Below are 18,859 nucleotides of genomic sequence, written 5' to 3' on the forward strand. Positions count from 1 at the left end.
ATTTGTCCAGTTGAAACAATGAGAGAATCCTAACTCTCTTTTTTTTTGCTAATCTAACTAACTAACAAAAAATTTAATTTAACGAATGGAGATCACAGCGCAATCTGTATGGAGTAATTGTCTCGCCTTTATAAAAGATAATATACAATCCCAAGCATATAAAACTTGGTTTGAACCCATAGATGCTGTTAAACTTTCCGGTAATGCATTAAGCATACAAGTTCCTAGTAAATTTTTCTACGAGTGGTTAGAGGAACATTATGTTAAAATATTAAAAGTATCATTAACCAAAGAACTTGGCGAAGATGCTAAATTGGTTTATGTTATCAAAATGGAAAACACTTATGGTAACAAACAACCTTTTACCGAAAAGATTCCTAGTTCAAATAGAACACCTGTTAAATCTCAAGATGTTGATGTTCCTTTCAATAATAAAAGCCCAGAATTAAAGAATCCATTTGTAATCCCTGGTATTAGAAATGTAAAAATCGAATCTCAGCTGAATCCAAGTTACAGTTTTGAGAATTTCTTAGAAGGTGATTCTAATAGGTTAGCTAGAAATGCTGGTATTGCAGTAGCTAACAAACCTGGAGGCACTTCTTTTAATCCACTTTTAATCTTTGGAGGTGTTGGTTTAGGAAAAACTCATTTAGCGCATGCTATTGGTGTTGACATTAAAGATAAATATCCTGAAAAAACAGTTCTATATATCTCAGCCGAGAAATTTACGCAACAATATATTGATTCTGTTAAGAAAAATAATAGAAATGATTTTATTCACTTCTATCAAATTATAGATGTGTTAATTATAGATGATGTACAGTTCTTATCTGGCAAAACAGGTACACAAGATGTATTCTTCCATATTTTTAATCATTTACATCAAAATGGAAAGCAAGTTATTTTAACAAGTGACAAGGCTCCTGTTGATATGCAAGATATTGAACAACGCTTACTATCTCGTTTTAAATGGGGACTTTCAGCAGAATTGCAAACTCCAGATTTTGAAACTAGAGTTTCTATTCTTAAGAATAAGCTTTACAGGGATGGTGTTGAAATGCCAGAAGAGATTATCGAGTATGTTGCTAAGCATATTAAAACCAATGTTAGAGAACTAGAAGGTGCAATTATCTCATTAATTGCTCAGTCTTCTTTCAATAAAAAGGAAATCACAATAAACTTAGCTAAAGATATCGTTGAGAAGTTTGTTAAGAACACTAAGCGTGAAGTTTCTATCGATTATATTCAAAAAGTAGTTTCAGATTACTTTCAAATGGATGTTAACACACTTCAATCTAAAACGCGTAAACGTCATATTGTACAAGCACGTCAGTTGGCTATGTTCTTTGCAAAAAAATATACAAAAGCTTCATTAGCTAGTATTGGTTCTCAAATAGGACAACGTGACCATGCTACTGTCTTACATGCATGTAAGACAGTTGACAATTTATCTTCAACAGATAAGCAATTCAGAAAGTATGTTGAAGACTTATCTAAGAAGTTAGCACTTTAATTACATTTATTATGACTCGCATTTTAATGGTGTGTCTTGGTAATATTTGCCGTTCACCATTGGCTCATGGTATTTTACAATCTAAACTTAGTGATGATAGTTTTTATGTAGACTCTGCTGTTACAGCTGCATATCATATTGGTAATTCACCAGATAATCGCTCAATAAAAGTCGCTAAAACAAGAGGTATAAATATTAGTACACAGAGTGCAAGGCAATTTAAAGTTTTAGATTTTGATGCTTTTGATTATATCTATGCCATGGACAACTCTAACTATACAAATATTATTAGCCTAGCTAGAAATTCTGACGATATTGGTAAAGTAAAATTATTCCTAGAGATAAATTCTGATATTGCTAACAAAAATGTACCAGACCCATATTATGGTGAGCTAAGCGATTTTGAATATGTTTTCAATCTCGTAGATGAAACTTGTGATATTCTTGCTGATAAACTGAAAGGTTAAACAAGGGTTCTATTCTTAGACTCTTATCCTTTTTTTCGTAAATTAGTAGCAAACCATTTCAAATGCCTATTATGAAATCTTTATCTCTACTTACTCTCTCATTATTTTTTTGTTTTAATTTAAGCTATACTCAAGATTTAGAGTTAGAATTATTTTCTACGGGCCTAAATAATCCAGTTAATTTAAAGCATGCAGGTGACCAGCGCCTTTTTGCAGCTGAACAAAATGGTATAATTAAGATTATTAATTCAAATGGTTCTGTGGTAAGCGCACCTTTTTTAGATATAAGTGGACGCGTTGAAAGTGGAGGCAATGAAGAAGGACTCTTAGGACTAGCCTTTCATCCCGACTACGCTACAAATGGATACTTTTTTGTTAATTATATAAAGGATGTTGTTGGTGCTTTTGATAATGAAACCGTAATATCTAGGTTTACACGCAGTAACTCCAATCCGTCTCTGGGAGATCCAAATTCTGAGTTTGTTATACTTACATATACACAACCATATAGTAACCATAATGGTGGTGATTTAGCTTTTGGCGCAGATGGATATTTATATATTTCCTCAGGTGATGGTGGTAGTGGTGGTGATCCTGACGGAAATAGTCAAAACACAACTAATCTACTTGGTAATATTCTTAGAATTGATGTAAACAATACTACTGCAGCTCTTAATTATAGCATTCCATCTGACAATCCATTTGTAGGAAGTTCTACTATAAGACCTGAAATATGGGCATATGGCTTGAGAAATCCTTGGAAATTTTCTTTTGATCGACTAAATAATGATATTTGGATTGCAGATGTAGGACAAGGAAATTACGAAGAAATCAATAGAGCTTCTGGTTCTCTAGGAGGATTAAACTATGGCTGGAGATGCTATGAAGGTAACAGTATTTTTAATTCAAATAATTGTCCTAGTTCGAGCACGTTAACGTTTCCCGTTTCAGGATATAATCATTTTGGTGATGGTGAATTTAAATGCTCAATAACAGGTGGCTATGTATACAGAGGACCTACCTATACTCCTTTTACTGGTTCTTATTTCTTTGCAGATTATTGTAGTTCTGAAATTGGTTTTATTACTTATAATAGTACTCTCGATAATTGGGACATGACCTTAGAAGAGTTTACAGGAAACTGGTCAGCATTTGGTGAAGATGTTGATGGCGAAATTTATGTTTCTGATATTCAATCTGGGAATATTTATAAAATTACTGACGCTTTATTAAGTATTGATGAGAATAAAATTAACTCTATTCCCATCTATCCGAATCCAGTAAAAGACAGGTTAAATATTGATTTTAGCAATTATCACTCTGCTACTTCTACAGAAATTGTAATATACAGTATACATGGTAAAATTGTTAAATCAGTAAATCTTGATTCTGAAAACATACAAAAAATTGATACTTCTGAGCTAGCAAATGGTATCTACCTACTAAAAATTAATTCAAATAATGGAGACCAAAGCACTCATAAACTTGTAATAAATTAATGACAACCAATAAAGGAAAACTATACCTCATACCTACTCGATTAGGTGATAATCCACCATTAGAAGTTTTACCAATTTCTATAAAAAAAATTATTGAAGAGAATAATTATTACATTGTAGAAAACGAAAAAACTGCACGTCGATTTATAAAACGTGTGTCACCAAGCAAATCACAACCTTCACTAAAGCTTCAAGTATTAAATAAGTATACAACAGAAGAAGAACGTAATACGTATTTAAATATATGCTTAGAGGGAACTTCTGTGGGTCTACTATCTGAGGTAGGCTGTCCAGCAATTGCAGATCCTGGATCAGATATAGTAAGCTTAGCTCATCAAATGAATATTCAAGTTGTTCCACTTGTAGGTCCGTCTTCGATAATTTTAGCCTTAATGGCCTCTGGCATGAATGGACAAAGCTTTACATTTAACGGATATTTACCAATTGATAAAAGTGAACGAAAGTCTAAATTAAAATCCTTAGAACGTTTGTCATTAGAACATAATCAGGCTCAAATTTTTATAGAAACACCATATAGAAATATGAAAATGCTTGAAGATTTGGCAAATTCACTTCAACCCAATACAAGAGTATGTGTAGCATGTGACTTAACTCTACCAACAGAATATATAAAAACTAAAGCTGCAAAAGATTGGAGGCACAATAAAGAGGATCTGCATAAGAGACCCGCTATTTTTATTATACAAAAAGATTAAAGTGTAACCTTAGCTTTTTTATCAGGAATAAGCATCGAAGTATCGTAACCTGAAAACTTTTTCATGTAGTGCTTTACAGTAGATCCATAAGCATCTGCAAAGTTATTTCCACCATAACTGCGTAAATACTTTTTAACACTTCCAGGACCAGCTAAATGTGCTGCTGCTAAAATTCCAGACTCTGTAACTTCAACTCCACCTATCAATTTTCCTTCAAAACGCTTAATGTCTTTTCTAAGCACCCATTTATTACGTTCTGCATTAGCAATAAATGCTTTTTCTTGTAATTCTGGATTATATAAAAATTGATTTGGGTTATAAATTCCAATTATTTTTAAAGTTTCCGAGCCGAACTGATATTTTCCTAAATATCCTAAAGTATTTACTGTAAAATAATCCCCTCTAGATTCTTTAAAAGCTAAAGCTTCTTTAAAACCTTCAAATGATTTACCCAAGTAAGGTGTAAACATGTTCTGCTTTATAGGTTCTTCTTCAGAAACCATTGCTAACTCTTCAGAAATATTGTAATTAAGTTCTAATCCTTCTGTAGAATAGGCCTCAGGTATTAGAGATGAATCTGGATACAATGCTAATGCAATTAGTAAACAAATTGAAAATGGTAATATAAAATTCTTAACGCTATTTATATTCATAACAGCCAATTTTAAAATTGTAAAATAATTCCCCTCATTACTTTACTAAATTCGCGTGCAAATATACAACATTTTATTAATTGTTGAAAGACAGAGTGTTAAGGTTTGTTAAAACTTATTAAAAGTAGAGATAATGCAGGTTTACGCGCCCTTTACTATTCAGCTCTAAAGCTGGAAAAGGAACCTTAATAACGTTAAAAACGCTAAAAACTGTTTTCAGGAAGCGAGAATTTGTTTTAATTCGACTTAAATCTAGATCCAAACTCAAGTAATATTGACGTTTTCTATCCTGATTTAAAAATAATGGATCACTTGGTTCTCCCGTCAGCATACCATCTGCTCCATATCCAAAAGCAAAATTCAACCAATTTGGGAAACCATCTATTTTTAAAAACGAATTGATATTGGCGCTTAACCAATACGTTTGTCCATTATAATCTTTTAAAAATTCTTCAGAAAAACCATTTCCTAACTTATCTGGTCTTTGTTCTGCAAAATGTGTTCTATGAAATGAATACTTTAATAAAATACGTTGCTCTTCCCACAATAACTCTTGTCCAACATATAATCCTGTACCTGTAATATTTGCAGCCATATCTGTCCAAGAAAATCCCCATTCTTCAGAAAAACCATCCATAAGCTCAACAGCAGTTAAAAAACCAAGTCCCAAAGTAGCACCGTAAAGCAACTGGTTTTTTTTAGAAACTCCAGCCCAGCTTAAAGCATTAGCACCAACAGTTCCTAATTGATAAGATGAAAAGACATGCCCCATTTTATCCATTTGTAACCACTCTTCACTATCATTAATCGTCTTAAAACTAGAACGAGGATAATCTTCATACCATAATTGATTTAAAGCTATCAATGTAGTTGTAGCTAAGGTAATTTCAGAAATGACAACTGTGTTTCGCCTCTGCTTATTTAAAGAGTCACTTGGCTTTAAAAAGGCATTAAATTTAGATTGTGAAAAAAGCGATGAACTTACTGCCAAGCAAAGAATGATATAGCAATAAAAATGCCTCAAACTTTATCTATTTATACCTTGAGAAGATAAATATCTATGATATTCTCGAGCATTATTATTATGTTGAGCCAAGGACTTGGCAAACTTATGATAACCTGGTCGTTTGGCATCGACGGCAAAATAAAAATAACTATGCTTTTCGGGATTTAAAACAGCATTAATAGCCGAAAGATCTGGCATAGCAATTAATCCTGGTGGTAAACCTGCATTTTTATATGTATTGTATGGTGAATCTATTTCTTTATGAATATTAAGAACACGTCTAATTACGGTGTTTTTGTACTGTGGTAATTTATAAGCCGCATATTTAAGAGTTGGGTCTGCATCGAGCTTCATACCTATTCGCAATCTATTTAAATAAACACCTGCAACTCTAGGTTGCTCTTCTTTTAGTTTAGATTCTTCATAAACTATTGAAGCCAATGCAATAACTTCATTAGGTTGGAGATTCAATTTTTTAGCTTTATTCAATCGATCACTATTCCAAAAACGCTTGTATTCTTTTAGCATTTTATCTCTAAATCCTTCAGCAGTTGTATTCCAAAAGAACTCATAGCTATTTGGTAAATACATACCTAAGGCAGTAGCATTTGAAAAACCATTAATATTTAAAAAAGCTTCATCCGTCATCGCATTTAAAATAGATAGGCTATCGGCTTCTATTTGAGTGCCTATTCTACCTGCTAAATCTTTTAAATTATGTTGATTATTAAAGGCTATTTTAATTGGCAAGTTCTTACTACGTATAGAATTGATAATTTCATTATTATTCATGCCTTTAGAAATAGCGAAACGACCAGCTTTAATATTAGTTGTATATTTCTTTTGACTAGCTAGAGCATCAAACTTATCTATATCATCTAAAAGTGGCTCTAACTGAGACCTTATCTCACTATAGCCAGCATTAGTTGGCACATATATATAAGCTACTTCATCATCAAAAGCTGTATTGGGTTGAAACATAGCTCCATATATGTAATAGGCTATAGCTCCAAAAATAACAAGTCCGATTAAGGCTATAGCCCAAAGAATTTTTTTAATGTACATAGTTATTTGTTAATACGTTGTAATATATATTCGTTGTTGTATAGATTGCCATCAAAATTCCAATCTTCTTTTAAACCTATTCTTTTAAAGCCATTGCCTTCAAACAAATTCATGCTTGCTATATTGTTCTCAGAAATATTGGCATAAACCTGATGTAAATGTAAAATTTTAAAACAATAGTTAACTAGAAGTTCTAAAGCTTCTTTTCCGTAACCTTTAAATCTATCAGAATTACTTTTAATAAGAATACCAATACCTGCACGTTTGTTCTTAATGTTGAAATCAAAAACGTCAATTAGACCCAAAGTATTGTCATTTTTATCGCAAATTGCTAAACGTAATTGTTTTGCTTCAAAAATATCTTGCTGAGCGTTGTCTAAATATTGTTTTATTAAAAATCTTGAATAAGGTGTTTGTGTATCACTTAACTCCCAGAGTTCTGTGTCATTTTCAATCTCATAAATGAAATCTAAATCTTCTGGTTCTAAAGCTCTTAAATAGATATATTCACCTTTTAGTGTTACCATTCTAATTCACCTTTAAAAACTTGAGTTGCTGGTCCTACTAACCAAATATCATTATATCCATTTTCATGACTCTGAAAATTCACTTTTAATTGACCTCCTGGTGTTTTCAGACTAACAGTACTACTATCTGTTTTGCCAGTTTTATGCATAGCCAAAGCAACAGCAGTCACACCTGTTCCGCAAGATAATGTTTCATTCTCAACTCCTCGTTCATAGGTTCTTACAGCAAAACTATCTTCAGCTAATTGCTCAACAAAATTAACATTAGTTCCACCAGTCATATAAGCTTTACCATATCTTATAGTACATCCTTTTATTTTCACATTAAAATTGTCTATATCTGAAACTAATTCTACGTGATGAGGAGAACCTGTATCCAAAAATGAATGACTCTCATATGTTTCTACTGTGGAAACATCTTGCATTTGTAAGTGAACAATATCGTTTTCAATTTTGGCTTTATGTAGACCATCTATAGCCAAAAACTCTGTTTCATTTTCTATAACTCCAAGAAACTTTGCGAAAGCTGTAATACATCGTCCTCCATTACCACACATACTACTTTCATTACCATCTGCATTATAATATACCATCTTAAAATCTGAATTTTCGTCATTTTCTAATAGTATAAATCCATCAGCTCCAATACCAAATCGTCTATCGCACAATTGCTCTATTCGTTTGGTATTATTTTTGTCGATTATATGTGAGCGATTATCAACAATAATAAAGTCGTTTCCTGTACCTTGATATTTATAAAATGTTATTCTCATAAGCTAAGGCAAATATAAGAATATTACATCGTAATATAAGTTGTTAAATGCTCGTTAAAGTTGACGTTAAATAGTAGTTAAAATGAAGACTAAAATTCAATAAATTTTTAATTTTAATCGTTAGTATAATTAAACTTAAAACTGAAAATTATGAAGAAGATTTTAACATTAGTATGTGTTTCGGCATTAGGTGGCCTACTTACCTTAGGCGGTTATAAATTATTTGTCGAAGAAAAAAACAAACAAGTCGCATTAGAACAGATTTCTGAACCTCCTATTTATGTACCAACTAACACAACTAATAATACATCTGTGGATACACCAAATTTTGTTGATGCCGCAGAAAAATCATTAGATGCAGTTGTACATGTAAAAAACACATCAATTGTTACTGCACCAATGAGTATGCAAGATTTGTTTTTTGGTCGTAATTCAGAACGTGCTCAAGTAGGTACAGGAAGTGGTGTGATTATCTCGCCAACAGGCTATATTGTCACCAATAATCATGTTATTAATAATGCTAATGAGATTAGTATTACTCTTAATGATAACAAATCATATATGGCAGAATTAATTGGTACTGATGAAGCTACTGATATTGCACTTTTAAAAATTGAAACAGAAGAAGACTTACCTTTTATGGCATTTGGTGATTCTGATAGTGCAAAAATTGGTGAATGGGTTTTGGCTGTAGGTAATCCATTTAATTTAAACTCTACAGTAACTGCCGGAATCATTAGTGCTAAATCTAGAGATTTATCTGGTAAAAACACACAATCGTTTATTCAAACAGACGCTGCTGTGAATCCTGGAAACTCTGGAGGTGCATTAGTTAACACTAACGGAGATTTAATAGGAATTAATACAGCTATTTCATCTCGTACAGGATCCTATATAGGCTATTCATTTGCGGTACCTAGTAATATTGCACGTAAAATCGTAAACGATATCATGGAATATGGCAATGTGCAAAATGGTATTCTAGGGGTTGTTGGCGGTGCTCTTAATAGTAAATCTGCTGAAGAACTAGGTACTGATATTACTGAGGGTTTTTATGTTAGTGAAGTTACAAAAGATACAGGAGCAGAAAAAGCTGGTATAAAATCTGGTGATATTATTAAAAAAGTTGATGGTGTAGAGATCAATAAATTTTCTGATTTAACTGGCTATCTTAAAACTAAAAGCCCTAAAGACATAGTTAATGTTACATTACTTAGAGATGGTGATGAAGAAGTCCTACCAGTTACTTTATTAAAAAATATGGTATTAGAAATTCCCATTATTGGAGTAGTTAAAAACATTTCTAAAAATGAATTAAAGGATTTTAAGCTAAATTATGGTTTAAAAATATCTAAGCTAACAAATCACCCTAAACTTGAGTCTTACTGGAAAAATAATGGTGTAAAAGAAGGTAGTATAATTACACGTTTGAATGGAAAAAAGCTATACTCCGTTGATGATGCACAAAATGCAATAAAAGATAGAGGTTACGATGAAGCCATAGAAATAGAAGTTCTAAATAAAGAAGGTGAAAAAGTGATTTACAATTTTAGATAAAGCTTAATTAAAATAGATAAAAATAACCCTTGAAAGTATTATTCTTTGAAGGGTTTTTATTTTCGACAAAATGTGCTACGAAAACGTTTGAAATATGTATTTTTGCGCCAAATCTAAAAATCACTAAACCAAAAACAAATGGGTTTTAACGACACTTACGAAAAAGAGTTAGCGTTTCAAGCAGATCGTCGCAGAGCAACGGTTGAATTTATTAAAATTGTTAGCGACCTATGGTACGATAAGTCTATAGAGCTTGTTTTATTTAGAAATCAATTAATCGATAAAAATGTGAGCGAAATTTTAAACTTGCACGAATATGCAGGCGAATTTGTTCAGAAACCAATTTCTATTTTCGATTCAGTTGAAATTGCTCAAGCTATTAATGCTTTAGACTTACCACCGGCTAAATTAGATATTGGTAAACTAACTTATGAGTTTCACTTAGAAGATCAGAAGTACAATAATGCAACTGCATTTGTTTCTGCCAAACTAGGTTCTGCAAAAGATAATAAAGGTATTGAACCAAAAGATGTTGTACTATATGGTTTTGGACGAATTGGTAGATTAGTAGCACGTGAACTTATGACACGTACTGGTAAAGGAAACCAACTACGTCTGAGAGCTATAGTAACTAGAGGAACAATTGATGAAACAGTTTTAGAAAAGCGCGCTTCTTTATTAAGAAATGATTCTGTTCATGGGGATTTCTCAGGCATGGTAAGCACAGATGTAAAAAATTCTGCTTTAATAATTAACGGAACAACTGTAAAAATAATCTCAGCAAATGCGCCAGAAGATATCGACTATACAAGTTATGGTATAAACAAAGCATTAATAATAGATAATACTGGTGCATTTAGAGATAAAGAGGATTTAAGTAGGCATTTAAAAGCAAAAGGTGTTGATAAAGTTTTATTAACCGCACCTGGGAAAGGAATTCCTAACATAGTACATGGTGTTAATCACTTAGAAAATAATCCTGATAAAGTGAACATTTTCTCAGCAGCATCTTGTACTACAAATGCTATTACACCTATTCTAAAAGCAGTTGAAGATTCTTTTGGTATTAAAACTGGGCACCTAGAGACTATACATGCCTATACAAACGATCAAAATCTAGTAGATAACTTTCACAAAAAATACAGAAGAGGTCGTGCTGCAGGTTTGAATATGGTAATTACAGAAACAGGAGCTGGTAAAGCAGTAAGTAAAGCATTACCATCTTTAGAAGGAAAATTAACATCTAATGCTATCAGAGTACCAGTTCCAAACGGTTCTTTAGCGATTTTAAGCTTAGAGTTAAAAAGCAAAACTACTGTAGAAAGCATGAATACCATTATGAAGAAATATGCTTTAGAAGGTGACTTGGTAGAACAAATAAAATACGAAATGAGTGATGAATTAGTGTCGAGTGACATCGTTGGTAGCTCAGCACCATCAATTTATGACAGTAAAGCCACTATTGTAAGAGCAGACGGTAAAAATGCCATACTATATATATGGTACGATAATGAATATGGATATAGCCATCAGGTTATAAGATTAGCGAAATATATTTCTAAGGTAAGACGCTATGCTTATTATTAGAATTCTTGGAAAAGAGAAAGTGAAAAATCTTGCCTTTTGGCAAGATTTTTTTGTTTCATAAAGCCAGGACATCCAGAATAAAAATTATTACGTATATAAAATGTCATTGTAATTGTATAAGTGCTATGTTTTTGATAATTTATTATTAAAATGTGCTTATAAAATTACTATCTTGGCACCTAATTAATCTAATAGAACCTAAATTAAGATTAGAATGAAATTAATCACCAAACTAGTTGTAGCTCTTATAGTTACCTTAAGTTTTCAAACCATCAAATCCCAAACTGCTAATAATGCAGAAGAAAAATTATCCCTCAATAGTGGAACCTTAGATAATCAGTTTGAATATGTTATCCGACGATCACCTAATTGGAGGGAATATAAGACTGTAAAGAAAATTTGGTTATATGCGTTAAAAGCACATACTCTAGATTCCTTAAAAGTTTTACAAAAACAACTTAGTGATACAAAAATCATTGTAAATACTAAACAAGGAGAAATTGATAATCTAAAAAATAATTTAAGTACTACGCAAACTGATTTAGCAACAACTAATGAAGAAAAGAATAATATGGCTTTATTAGGTATGCAGACCAGTAAAACAAATTATAATGTAATTATGTGGTCGATTATAAGTGTTTTACTTGCGATGTTATTACTTTTTATATATAAATTTAAAGGCAGTAATTCTGCCACGCGTCATGCAAAACATAAACTAAGTGAAGTAGAAGTAGAATTTGAAGAGCATAGACGAATAGCTTTAGAACGCGAGCAAAAAGTAAGACGTCAATTACAAGACGAGATTAATAAGCAAAAGTCTTAAAACTAAATCTAAAACAAAAAAGATCCGTGATTTATTTACGGATTTTTTGTGACTATTATTAAAACATACATAAGTTAACTCGAAAATTTATCGCTCATTTTTTATAACTATAAAGTATTAACTAACCAATCTTCCTAGTTTGAAGAATGATTTTATTTTTGGAAAGCTGAATAATATCTGTTAGTTTGTTGGCTATAAAAAGTATATTTATATTATAATTTTAAGTCTATGAATCCATCAGCTAGCGGCTGGATAAAAAAATTACTTAAACAGGTTTCTGAAACAATGTATTCGCAAACAGAAACTTCTGAGTTCTACAATAAATTAAAGCATGCAGGATTTATTTACGGAAGTAATATTAAGGTCGTTCTAGATATAGTTAAGACTATTGATTTCACTGAAGAAGAGCGTTGTAAAATCAATTTACTCCTCACCTACTATTATATCTACAAAAAGAAACAACCAAATGAAGGTTTTATAGATAATTTAATTAGATATTATAAATCTATTAGCGATCAAAAGCAGTCATTTTTTGAAGAGTTGTTTGGCGATAAAAAGCCAGATAGTTTGTTAGAGAAAATGATTCACAAACGTATTCATATTGATGATAATTTTATTTCAAAAAGCTTTAATTATTTTTTAATTAATGCTTTATTATTTGTCGATGTATTAGGGTATCAACGCTTTCTGAAAGATGAAAATAACATCAGAAACTATGTAAATAACCTAGAATCTGCTTTAGAGACTATTGTCTTTTCTGTTATTGATGCTAAGTCAAAAAAAACAGAGTACGATCACAATCTTATAAAGCTGTTCGAAGACTCTATACGTCATAAAAGTTCGGAGTTACCCTCTTATAAAGATGCTATAACTTTTATAAATGAACCACTCGAGAAGTTATATGTTATTGACCTAGTATGTATGGCGTCATGGACAGATATGGTGATTGATAAAGAAGAGCGTGAGTTTTTAAATCGATTAAAAACAGATTTAGCACTTAACAATGATAATATAAAACAATCTGTAGATGATATTAATGCATTTTACAACGAACATAAAGAGAATGTAGCCTTTTTAAAATCTAAGAACTTAGCTCAAAGTTTTTATGATAATAGTAGTAAAGTAGTTTCTAAACTCATAAAAAGAAATAGTAAACGACTCACTAGAGAATTGTTAGAAAGTAAAGAAGCAATGGCACTTTTAGCACAATCTACGCAACGTAATCTTACAGATGAGGAGCAGAAAAAAATTCAATCCCAGCTTTTAGACATTTTTAAGTCTATTCCAAGTTTGGCAATATTTATGTTACCTGGAGGTATGTTATTGTTGCCTTTGTTTGTAAAGTTTATTCCTAAAATATTGCCCTCTGCATTTGATGATAATAGAATAGAAGACGATTAACTTGTAACATAACTAATAAAATGATTACTAATAGATAACCACTTTTAAGTTTTTGCTATGATAACTAACTACTACACTTTACTAAAAATAGAGCAATCCACAACTTTATATGATATTAAAAAAGCATTTAGAAGAGAAATTGCAATTTATCACCCAGACAATAATAAATCTGAAGACGCAAAAGACAAATTCGAGTCATTAGTGGAAGCTTTTGATGTATTATCAGATACTGAAAAAAGAAAAACCTATGATGAGCTTCTAAATTATCAAGCTAAGACATGCAAACCGGTAGTTACTGAAGAACAAAAGGAAGTATATGAAGAATGGCAAAAAGAAGCTAAAACAAAGTCTAAAACATATAGAAAATCTACCCTAACGGAGCTATTACTTTTAGATATTTTTGCTGAAGCTAGTATTGAAGGCCTTTTTGTTGGCACAGAATCTTTAATAGAAGGGGCTGAGCCATTAATAGATGGGATTGGAGATGTCTTAGGTGATGTTATTGGTGGTATTTTTGATGATCTATAATTATTTTATTCTAACCAATTTTTAAAATCCTTTACACGTTCTCTAGCAACAATAATATCTTGCTCATTGAAACGACTCAGTTTTATTTGTAGACGCGAATTAGTATAGCTCACCATATCTTTAATAGCATTAATATTAACGTAGAATTTTCTGCTTACTCTAAAAAACACATACGGTTCTAACTCATCTTCTAACTGATCTAATGTTTGATCTAACAAGTAATTTCTTCCTTCATTAGTAAACGCATAGGTTCCTTTATTTTCACTATAAATACATTCTATGTCTTCTATGTTGATGAGCTTTAAATGTTGACCCACTTTTACTGAAAAACGTTTTTTGTATTCACGTTCAATTGGGTTAACCAACAGTTTTTTGATGTCGCTAAAATCTAAAGTAACCGATTGTTTTTGTGGTGCTCTATTTTCATATTTTTCTACCGCAATTTTTAAATCATCCTCATCAATAGGCTTCAATAAATAATCAATACTATTGAGTTTAAATGCCTGAAGCGCATATTCATCATAAGCAGTAGTGAAAATTATTGCTGACTTAATATCAATAGCTTCAAAGATTTCGAAAGAAAGACCATCACTTAACTGAATATCTAAAAAGATTAGATCAGGATGTTCAATATTTTGAAACCAATCGATAGACTCTTCTACAGAATGCAACATAGTTTCTGCTTCAACATCCAGAGATTTTAGCATACGCTGTAAGCGTCTTGCTGATGGTTTTTCGTCTTCTATTATAATTACATTCATACTATCTTAGATTTATTTTTTTTGCTTCTCTATTAATAATTTTACCTCCAAAAAAAACTGTGAAGAGTGTTGCTAAAACAATTACCCACCAAAATTGTTGCATATTGTTTACAAATCGGGTTCCTATTTCGGACCAAAACGCACAGTATAAACCTACAACAGACCAACTCATAAAATAAAAATGATAGCCAAACCAATTCTTTTTCTTTTTAATTGTTGGTAGTGTACCACCAATAATAGTAGCTAAACTCATAATAGCGAAAAAATGAAATATGCTAAACCCGTCAAAATTTATAATAAAGAATGAAGATATATTTATCAATAACATAGAAAAGACGTAAATATATCCTGAACGTTTATGAAACAGTGTTCCTTTTTTATTTAATAACACCATAGTTCCTGTTAGCATTGCTAATACTGCCAAAATAAAATGAAACCAACCTATATTACTATGTATAATATCATTTAAAAAATTCATTCCCAACGTTTTGTGACTTCCTCTTCCTCTTTTGTAAACTCTTTCATTTTTTTATCCTCCCAACTACTTTTAAAAAACAATCTTTCTTTAAAAACATTTAAACTATGAATGATTACAAAAACTGTCCAAGCTACAATAACACTTAAGTTTAAGCTTATAATATTATTCTTATATGATCCTTCATCTATAATGTAAAAGTTATATAATATGAGTACTATTGCGATGATATATAATGCTAAATGCATATAGAGTATTTTAACTCTCTTTAATTTCTTCTTGGCGTTAGCTAAAAGTTGTTGCTCTTTATCTAATTCCATAATACTATCTTTTTACAGCTTTACCATCTTTCCAAACTTTTTCAATTTTGTTAATGGCTTTTATATCTTCAGTTACATCTCCATCTATTAGAATTAAATCTGCGATATAACCTTCTTTTATAAATCCATACCTTTTTAAACCAAAAGCTTGAGTGATATTACTTGTTCCTGATTTAAGAACTTCAATTGTTGGTATACCAGACTCCAATATAAGCTCTAGTTCTTTGTATAAATCTGTACCATAATTGATACCTGCATTTGGTGGATCTGTGCCTGCAAGAATTGGAATTCCAGCTTCATACATCTTTTTTACTTGTGCTAAGAGTTGGGTTTTAGTTAAAAACTGTTCAGAAGTACTTCCCATAGTTTCAAAGACTTTAATTGTAGTTAATAAAGTAGGAATTACAAAAAATGATTGCTCTTTTGAAAGTTGTTTTAACTTTTCATCTTCTAACTCTTTATCCCACCAAATATGTGCCAAACCATCTGCTCCATTATAAATTACATTAACAGCATCCTCTAATCTACTAATATGTACAACAGCAATCTTTTTTGCTTTATGTGCTTCTTTTATAAGCTCAGAAACAGTCTCTATTGATAATGTTTTCTTCCAAGGTTCTAATATAATTTTAATATGATCAACGTTGGCCTTAACTCTATCAGCAATAAACTGTTTTGCGTCCTCTGGTTTAGTTAGTGTTGGTACAGGGAATCCAAATTGTGTTCCATGACCTTCTGGAGCGGTTGCTGCATAACCCGCAACGTAATATCTTGCATAGTTAGTAGAATCTTTAAGTTGACGCATAGCAGTTTGATAAGTTTCTACACCATGCATATCCATAACATTCAAGACTCCTGCCTTAACAGCTTCATTAAGTGATGGCAAAGCCCATGCATGCACGTGAGCATTAGATAAAGCTGGTATTAAGGTTTTACCTTTTCCATGAATAACTTCATCTTTATCAGATATTTTAATTGATTTTGAAACTTCTGTAACAAGGCCATTTACAACCTTTACAGAAGTAGATTGAATTACGTCTTCACCATCAAATACTTTTACATTTTTAATGACAAAACTATCTTGAGCGTTTAAAAATAGAAATGAGAATGAAACTAAGAATAGTAATATACTTTTCACTTTTTTACATTTTAAATTATTCCCAATTTTTACGTTCTTTATCCATATACTCTTCAACCTTACGTTTTTCCCAATCTTTTCCAAAGAAAAAGTCTGGTCCAAATACACCTATAAAGTGAAAGACTAATCCAATGCCCCAAAAAAATGCCGTAGCATAAGGACCAAATCCACTAAAGCCTACATTGACACCTATTAGGATGATTAAAAATAAATTTACAACAACATAAGCCGCTAAATGCCAGTAAAATCCAATAAGTGAATCTACTTTCTTTTTAGCTCTTAAATATGCTTCTTCTTTTCTAAAATCTGAAACCTCATCTTTTTCTTTATAAGGTTCTATACTATATTTTTCCATAACTCTATTCTTTTGAATTATTAGATAATTCTTTATTCATTAATTGTTCAATTTTACGTTCTTCCCAGGCTAAGCCATATTTTAAGGATATAAAATGTAATATCAAAAATATACCCCAAACTACCCAACTACTTAATACGTCTATGCTTATTATTTTATCCACAAAACTATCCCAGCTATCTTAATTATTATTTACTTTAACTCCAGTAATTACTATATTAACAACTATATAAATAAAGAGATGTGTGTAAAAACCTTTCTCTTTTTCTACTTTATTTTTAGCTTTGATATATTTTAAATTTTCTTCTTGATCTTTCATAATACTTAATTTTAATTCCAATGACTATTTTGATCATCTCTGTTCATGTACTCTTCTATTTTCTTTTTTTCCCAGTTTGCGCCAAAAGCACCATTATCTACAAATACTCTATAGGCTTGTATAACCAAGCTTAATCCCCAACCAAACATCGGAAACCAAAACCATTGTATGGTATGTCTAGAATAGGTATACCATATAAAAATTAGAAATGGAATAACAAATACATAGGATATTAAACTATAGTAGAAAGCTTTCAATTCTTCTACGCGTTTGCGAGCTCTAACATAATCGTCATTTAGACGCTCTTGTGATTTTTGTGTTGTTCTCATGATTGATACTTGTTTTGTGAGCATAGGAATTGCAACCGCAAAATCCTTATCTCTTTGATTGATATAAACTTTTCTGTCTGAAAGTAGATTATAACGTTGTTTAATATTCTCTAAACCAACACCACTACTTTTCTTAACTATTTGTTTTGGTTGAAGATTATTCATCACTACTAAATGATTTCCATCTTCATATATTTTTATGTTCAACGGCTTACTAGATGTTACCATATTATGCTTTACTGCATTTTCTAAAAGTAACTGCAACGATAAAGGCACAACTTTACTTTCTGGATTTGATGCCTTGTCTGGTATCTCAAAAATGATACTATCTTCAAATCGCATTTTTAAAAGCGACATATACGTTCTTGCAAAATTCAATTCCTCATCTACAGTAACTAATTCCTTATTCTTCTGCTCTAATACATAGCGATAGACTTTAGATAAAGACGTTGTAAAACGTTGTGCATTGTCTGGATTCTCTTCGATTAAACTCGTTAGTACATTTAAACTATTGAATAAAAAATGCGGATCTAACTGATTTTTTAAAGCATCAAATTTTGCGCTTGCTGCACCTGCGATAACCTTTTGTTCTTTTATCTTATTCTTCTGGTAACGATTATAAAAATAAATGATGTGAAAAACCGAAACTATTAATAGTGTAATCCATAACCCAAATGAATAACCGCTCCAAGTTTCACCATCTATAAATGCTTGATAATCTTCACCATAAACACCAATTGATATAAATGCTCTTAGAAAAAATATTAAAATTAAAGTTATGATTACAGCTCCTAAGATTCCTATAATTATTCGTTTTAAAGTGTCCCCCTTTTTCCAGTTTCTCTTTTCCATGTAATCGAAAAATACCATGTTAGCATATCCGAGAACAAAGGAATACAATTGATAAAACCCAAACTCAATTAAAAACTCGTTCATGTTATCATATTGGAACATATCTCCAGAAATAAGTTCCCCAAGAATGAATATTGCACATCCTATCAAAAATGTAATGACTATATTTTTAACTGATTTAGACATAATTGTTTT

General features: G+C 31.2%; 21 protein-coding genes. 9 read left to right on the forward strand and 12 right to left on the reverse strand.

The annotated features are described in order from the left end of the window. Positions 1-85 precede the first annotated feature (85 nt). The 4 genes from dnaA (at position 86) to WPG_RS00020 (ending at position 4,195) form a co-directional block, all read left to right on the forward strand. Positions 86-1,513 carry a chromosomal replication initiator protein DnaA gene (gene dnaA / locus WPG_RS00005; RefSeq protein WP_045467737.1) on the forward strand — a complete coding sequence of 476 codons (1,428 nt, stop codon included), beginning with the start codon at positions 86-88 and terminating at the stop codon, positions 1,511-1,513. An 11-nt stretch (positions 1,514-1,524) separates the two neighbouring features. Continuing rightward, the gene (locus WPG_RS00010) at positions 1,525-1,980 is read left to right on the forward strand and encodes a low molecular weight protein-tyrosine-phosphatase (protein ID WP_045467741.1); all 456 of its coding nucleotides are present in this window, start codon (positions 1,525-1,527) and stop codon (positions 1,978-1,980) included. 71 nt (positions 1,981-2,051) lie between these two features. Further along, positions 2,052-3,479, forward strand: coding sequence for a PQQ-dependent sugar dehydrogenase (locus WPG_RS00015; protein ID WP_045467744.1), 1,428 nt, complete (start codon positions 2,052-2,054; stop codon positions 3,477-3,479). Then, positions 3,479-4,195 (forward strand): SAM-dependent methyltransferase, encoded by a 717-nt coding sequence (locus tag WPG_RS00020; RefSeq protein WP_045467748.1) that lies wholly within the window; start codon positions 3,479-3,481, stop codon positions 4,193-4,195. Before WPG_RS00015 ends, WPG_RS00020 begins: the two co-directional genes overlap by 1 nt. On the opposite strand, the gene WPG_RS00025 is transcribed toward WPG_RS00020, so the two are convergent. The 5 genes from WPG_RS00025 to dapF form a co-directional block, all read right to left on the reverse strand. Beyond that, positions 4,192-4,848, reverse strand: a complete 657-nt coding sequence (locus tag WPG_RS00025; protein ID WP_045467751.1) for a peptidoglycan-binding protein LysM — start codon at positions 4,846-4,848, stop codon at positions 4,192-4,194. The two genes, WPG_RS00020 and WPG_RS00025, sit on opposite strands and share 4 nt — an antisense overlap. 118 nt (positions 4,849-4,966) lie before the next feature. Further along, positions 4,967-5,839, reverse strand: a complete 873-nt coding sequence (locus WPG_RS00030; protein ID WP_231850223.1) for a DUF2279 domain-containing protein — start codon at positions 5,837-5,839, stop codon at positions 4,967-4,969. A 36-nt stretch (positions 5,840-5,875) separates the two neighbouring features. Further along, the gene (gene mltG, locus WPG_RS00035) at positions 5,876-6,919 is read right to left on the reverse strand and encodes an endolytic transglycosylase MltG (RefSeq protein WP_045467757.1); all 1,044 of its coding nucleotides are present in this window, start codon (positions 6,917-6,919) and stop codon (positions 5,876-5,878) included. A 2-nt stretch (positions 6,920-6,921) separates the two neighbouring features. Continuing rightward, the gene (locus WPG_RS00040) at positions 6,922-7,446 is read right to left on the reverse strand and encodes a GNAT family N-acetyltransferase (RefSeq protein WP_045467760.1); all 525 of its coding nucleotides are present in this window, start codon (positions 7,444-7,446) and stop codon (positions 6,922-6,924) included. After that, a complete protein-coding gene (gene dapF, locus WPG_RS00045; protein ID WP_045467764.1) occupies positions 7,440-8,219 on the reverse strand; it encodes a diaminopimelate epimerase in 780 nt (259 codons plus the stop codon). The genes WPG_RS00040 and dapF overlap by 7 nt, the downstream gene beginning before the upstream one ends. 150 nt (positions 8,220-8,369) lie before the next feature. Here dapF and WPG_RS00050 point away from each other — a divergent pair, with 150 nt between their 5' ends. From WPG_RS00050 to WPG_RS17130, 5 genes are all read left to right on the forward strand, one after another. Further along, a complete protein-coding gene (locus WPG_RS00050; protein ID WP_045467767.1) occupies positions 8,370-9,776 on the forward strand; it encodes a trypsin-like peptidase domain-containing protein in 1,407 nt (468 codons plus the stop codon). A gap of 138 nt (positions 9,777-9,914) precedes the next feature. After that, positions 9,915-11,363: a glyceraldehyde-3-phosphate dehydrogenase gene (locus WPG_RS00055; protein ID WP_045467771.1), complete on the forward strand. Its 1,449-nt coding sequence runs from the start codon at positions 9,915-9,917 to the stop codon at positions 11,361-11,363. 214 nt (positions 11,364-11,577) lie between these two features. Next, the gene (locus WPG_RS00060; RefSeq protein WP_045467774.1) at positions 11,578-12,186 is read left to right on the forward strand and encodes a hypothetical protein; all 609 of its coding nucleotides are present in this window, start codon (positions 11,578-11,580) and stop codon (positions 12,184-12,186) included. Positions 12,187-12,414: 228 nt separating this feature from the next. Continuing rightward, entirely contained in the window at positions 12,415-13,587 is a 1,173-nt protein-coding gene (locus WPG_RS00065) for an LETM1-related biofilm-associated protein (RefSeq protein ID WP_045467777.1), read from the forward strand. A gap of 57 nt (positions 13,588-13,644) precedes the next feature. Further along, positions 13,645-14,115, forward strand: a complete 471-nt coding sequence (locus WPG_RS17130; protein ID WP_052471097.1) for a J domain-containing protein — start codon at positions 13,645-13,647, stop codon at positions 14,113-14,115. A 5-nt stretch (positions 14,116-14,120) separates the two neighbouring features. Here the strand turns inward: WPG_RS17130 and WPG_RS00075 are convergent, their stop codons facing one another. The 7 genes from WPG_RS00075 to WPG_RS00105 form a co-directional block, all read right to left on the reverse strand. Then, positions 14,121-14,876, reverse strand: coding sequence for a LytR/AlgR family response regulator transcription factor (locus tag WPG_RS00075; protein WP_045467780.1), 756 nt, complete (start codon positions 14,874-14,876; stop codon positions 14,121-14,123). Position 14,877: 1 nt separating this feature from the next. Next, the gene (locus tag WPG_RS00080) at positions 14,878-15,354 is read right to left on the reverse strand and encodes a DUF2306 domain-containing protein (RefSeq protein ID WP_052471098.1); all 477 of its coding nucleotides are present in this window, start codon (positions 15,352-15,354) and stop codon (positions 14,878-14,880) included. Next, entirely contained in the window at positions 15,351-15,671 is a 321-nt protein-coding gene (locus tag WPG_RS00085) for a 2TM domain-containing protein (RefSeq protein ID WP_045467784.1), read from the reverse strand. The genes WPG_RS00080 and WPG_RS00085 overlap by 4 nt, the downstream gene beginning before the upstream one ends. Before the next feature lie 4 nt (positions 15,672-15,675). Then, positions 15,676-16,809: an amidohydrolase family protein gene (locus WPG_RS00090; protein ID WP_045474968.1), complete on the reverse strand. Its 1,134-nt coding sequence runs from the start codon at positions 16,807-16,809 to the stop codon at positions 15,676-15,678. 16 nt (positions 16,810-16,825) lie between these two features. After that, positions 16,826-17,164, reverse strand: a complete 339-nt coding sequence (locus tag WPG_RS00095) for a 2TM domain-containing protein (protein ID WP_045467787.1) — start codon at positions 17,162-17,164, stop codon at positions 16,826-16,828. 181 nt (positions 17,165-17,345) lie between these two features. Further along, a complete protein-coding gene (locus WPG_RS18445) occupies positions 17,346-17,483 on the reverse strand; it encodes a 2TM domain-containing protein (RefSeq protein WP_231850224.1) in 138 nt (45 codons plus the stop codon). A gap of 11 nt (positions 17,484-17,494) precedes the next feature. Beyond that, a complete protein-coding gene (locus WPG_RS00105; RefSeq protein WP_045467790.1) occupies positions 17,495-18,850 on the reverse strand; it encodes a histidine kinase in 1,356 nt (451 codons plus the stop codon). Between the last annotated feature and the right edge of the window lie 9 nt (positions 18,851-18,859).

It is taken from the genome of Winogradskyella sp. PG-2, from assembly GCF_000828715.1.
Lineage (GTDB): Bacteria > Bacteroidota > Bacteroidia > Flavobacteriales > Flavobacteriaceae > Winogradskyella.

Excerpts from the sequence above, each read along its gene's own strand:
- dnaA (WP_045467737.1), top strand. The coding sequence starts at position 86 with ATGGAGATCACAGCGCAATCTGTATGGAGTAATTGTCTCGCCTTTATA.
- WPG_RS00010 (WP_045467741.1), top strand. The coding sequence starts at position 1,525 with ATGACTCGCATTTTAATGGTGTGTCTTGGTAATATTTGCCGTTCACCA.
- WPG_RS00015 (WP_045467744.1), top strand. The coding sequence starts at position 2,052 with ATGAAATCTTTATCTCTACTTACTCTCTCATTATTTTTTTGTTTTAAT.
- WPG_RS00020 (WP_045467748.1), top strand. The coding sequence starts at position 3,479 with ATGACAACCAATAAAGGAAAACTATACCTCATACCTACTCGATTAGGT.
- WPG_RS00025 (WP_045467751.1), bottom strand. The coding sequence starts at position 4,848 with ATGAATATAAATAGCGTTAAGAATTTTATATTACCATTTTCAATTTGT.
- mltG (WP_045467757.1), bottom strand. The coding sequence starts at position 6,919 with ATGTACATTAAAAAAATTCTTTGGGCTATAGCCTTAATCGGACTTGTT.
- WPG_RS00040 (WP_045467760.1), bottom strand. The coding sequence starts at position 7,446 with ATGGTAACACTAAAAGGTGAATATATCTATTTAAGAGCTTTAGAACCA.
- dapF (WP_045467764.1), bottom strand. The coding sequence starts at position 8,219 with ATGAGAATAACATTTTATAAATATCAAGGTACAGGAAACGACTTTATT.
- WPG_RS00050 (WP_045467767.1), top strand. The coding sequence starts at position 8,370 with ATGAAGAAGATTTTAACATTAGTATGTGTTTCGGCATTAGGTGGCCTA.
- WPG_RS00055 (WP_045467771.1), top strand. The coding sequence starts at position 9,915 with ATGGGTTTTAACGACACTTACGAAAAAGAGTTAGCGTTTCAAGCAGAT.
- WPG_RS00060 (WP_045467774.1), top strand. The coding sequence starts at position 11,578 with ATGAAATTAATCACCAAACTAGTTGTAGCTCTTATAGTTACCTTAAGT.
- WPG_RS00065 (WP_045467777.1), top strand. The coding sequence starts at position 12,415 with ATGAATCCATCAGCTAGCGGCTGGATAAAAAAATTACTTAAACAGGTT.
- WPG_RS17130 (WP_052471097.1), top strand. The coding sequence starts at position 13,645 with ATGATAACTAACTACTACACTTTACTAAAAATAGAGCAATCCACAACT.
- WPG_RS00075 (WP_045467780.1), bottom strand. The coding sequence starts at position 14,876 with ATGAATGTAATTATAATAGAAGACGAAAAACCATCAGCAAGACGCTTA.
- WPG_RS00080 (WP_052471098.1), bottom strand. The coding sequence starts at position 15,354 with ATGAATTTTTTAAATGATATTATACATAGTAATATAGGTTGGTTTCAT.
- WPG_RS00085 (WP_045467784.1), bottom strand. The coding sequence starts at position 15,671 with ATGGAATTAGATAAAGAGCAACAACTTTTAGCTAACGCCAAGAAGAAA.
- WPG_RS00095 (WP_045467787.1), bottom strand. The coding sequence starts at position 17,164 with ATGGAAAAATATAGTATAGAACCTTATAAAGAAAAAGATGAGGTTTCA.
- WPG_RS18445 (WP_231850224.1), bottom strand. The coding sequence starts at position 17,483 with ATGAAAGATCAAGAAGAAAATTTAAAATATATCAAAGCTAAAAATAAA.
- WPG_RS00105 (WP_045467790.1), bottom strand. The coding sequence starts at position 18,850 with ATGTCTAAATCAGTTAAAAATATAGTCATTACATTTTTGATAGGATGT.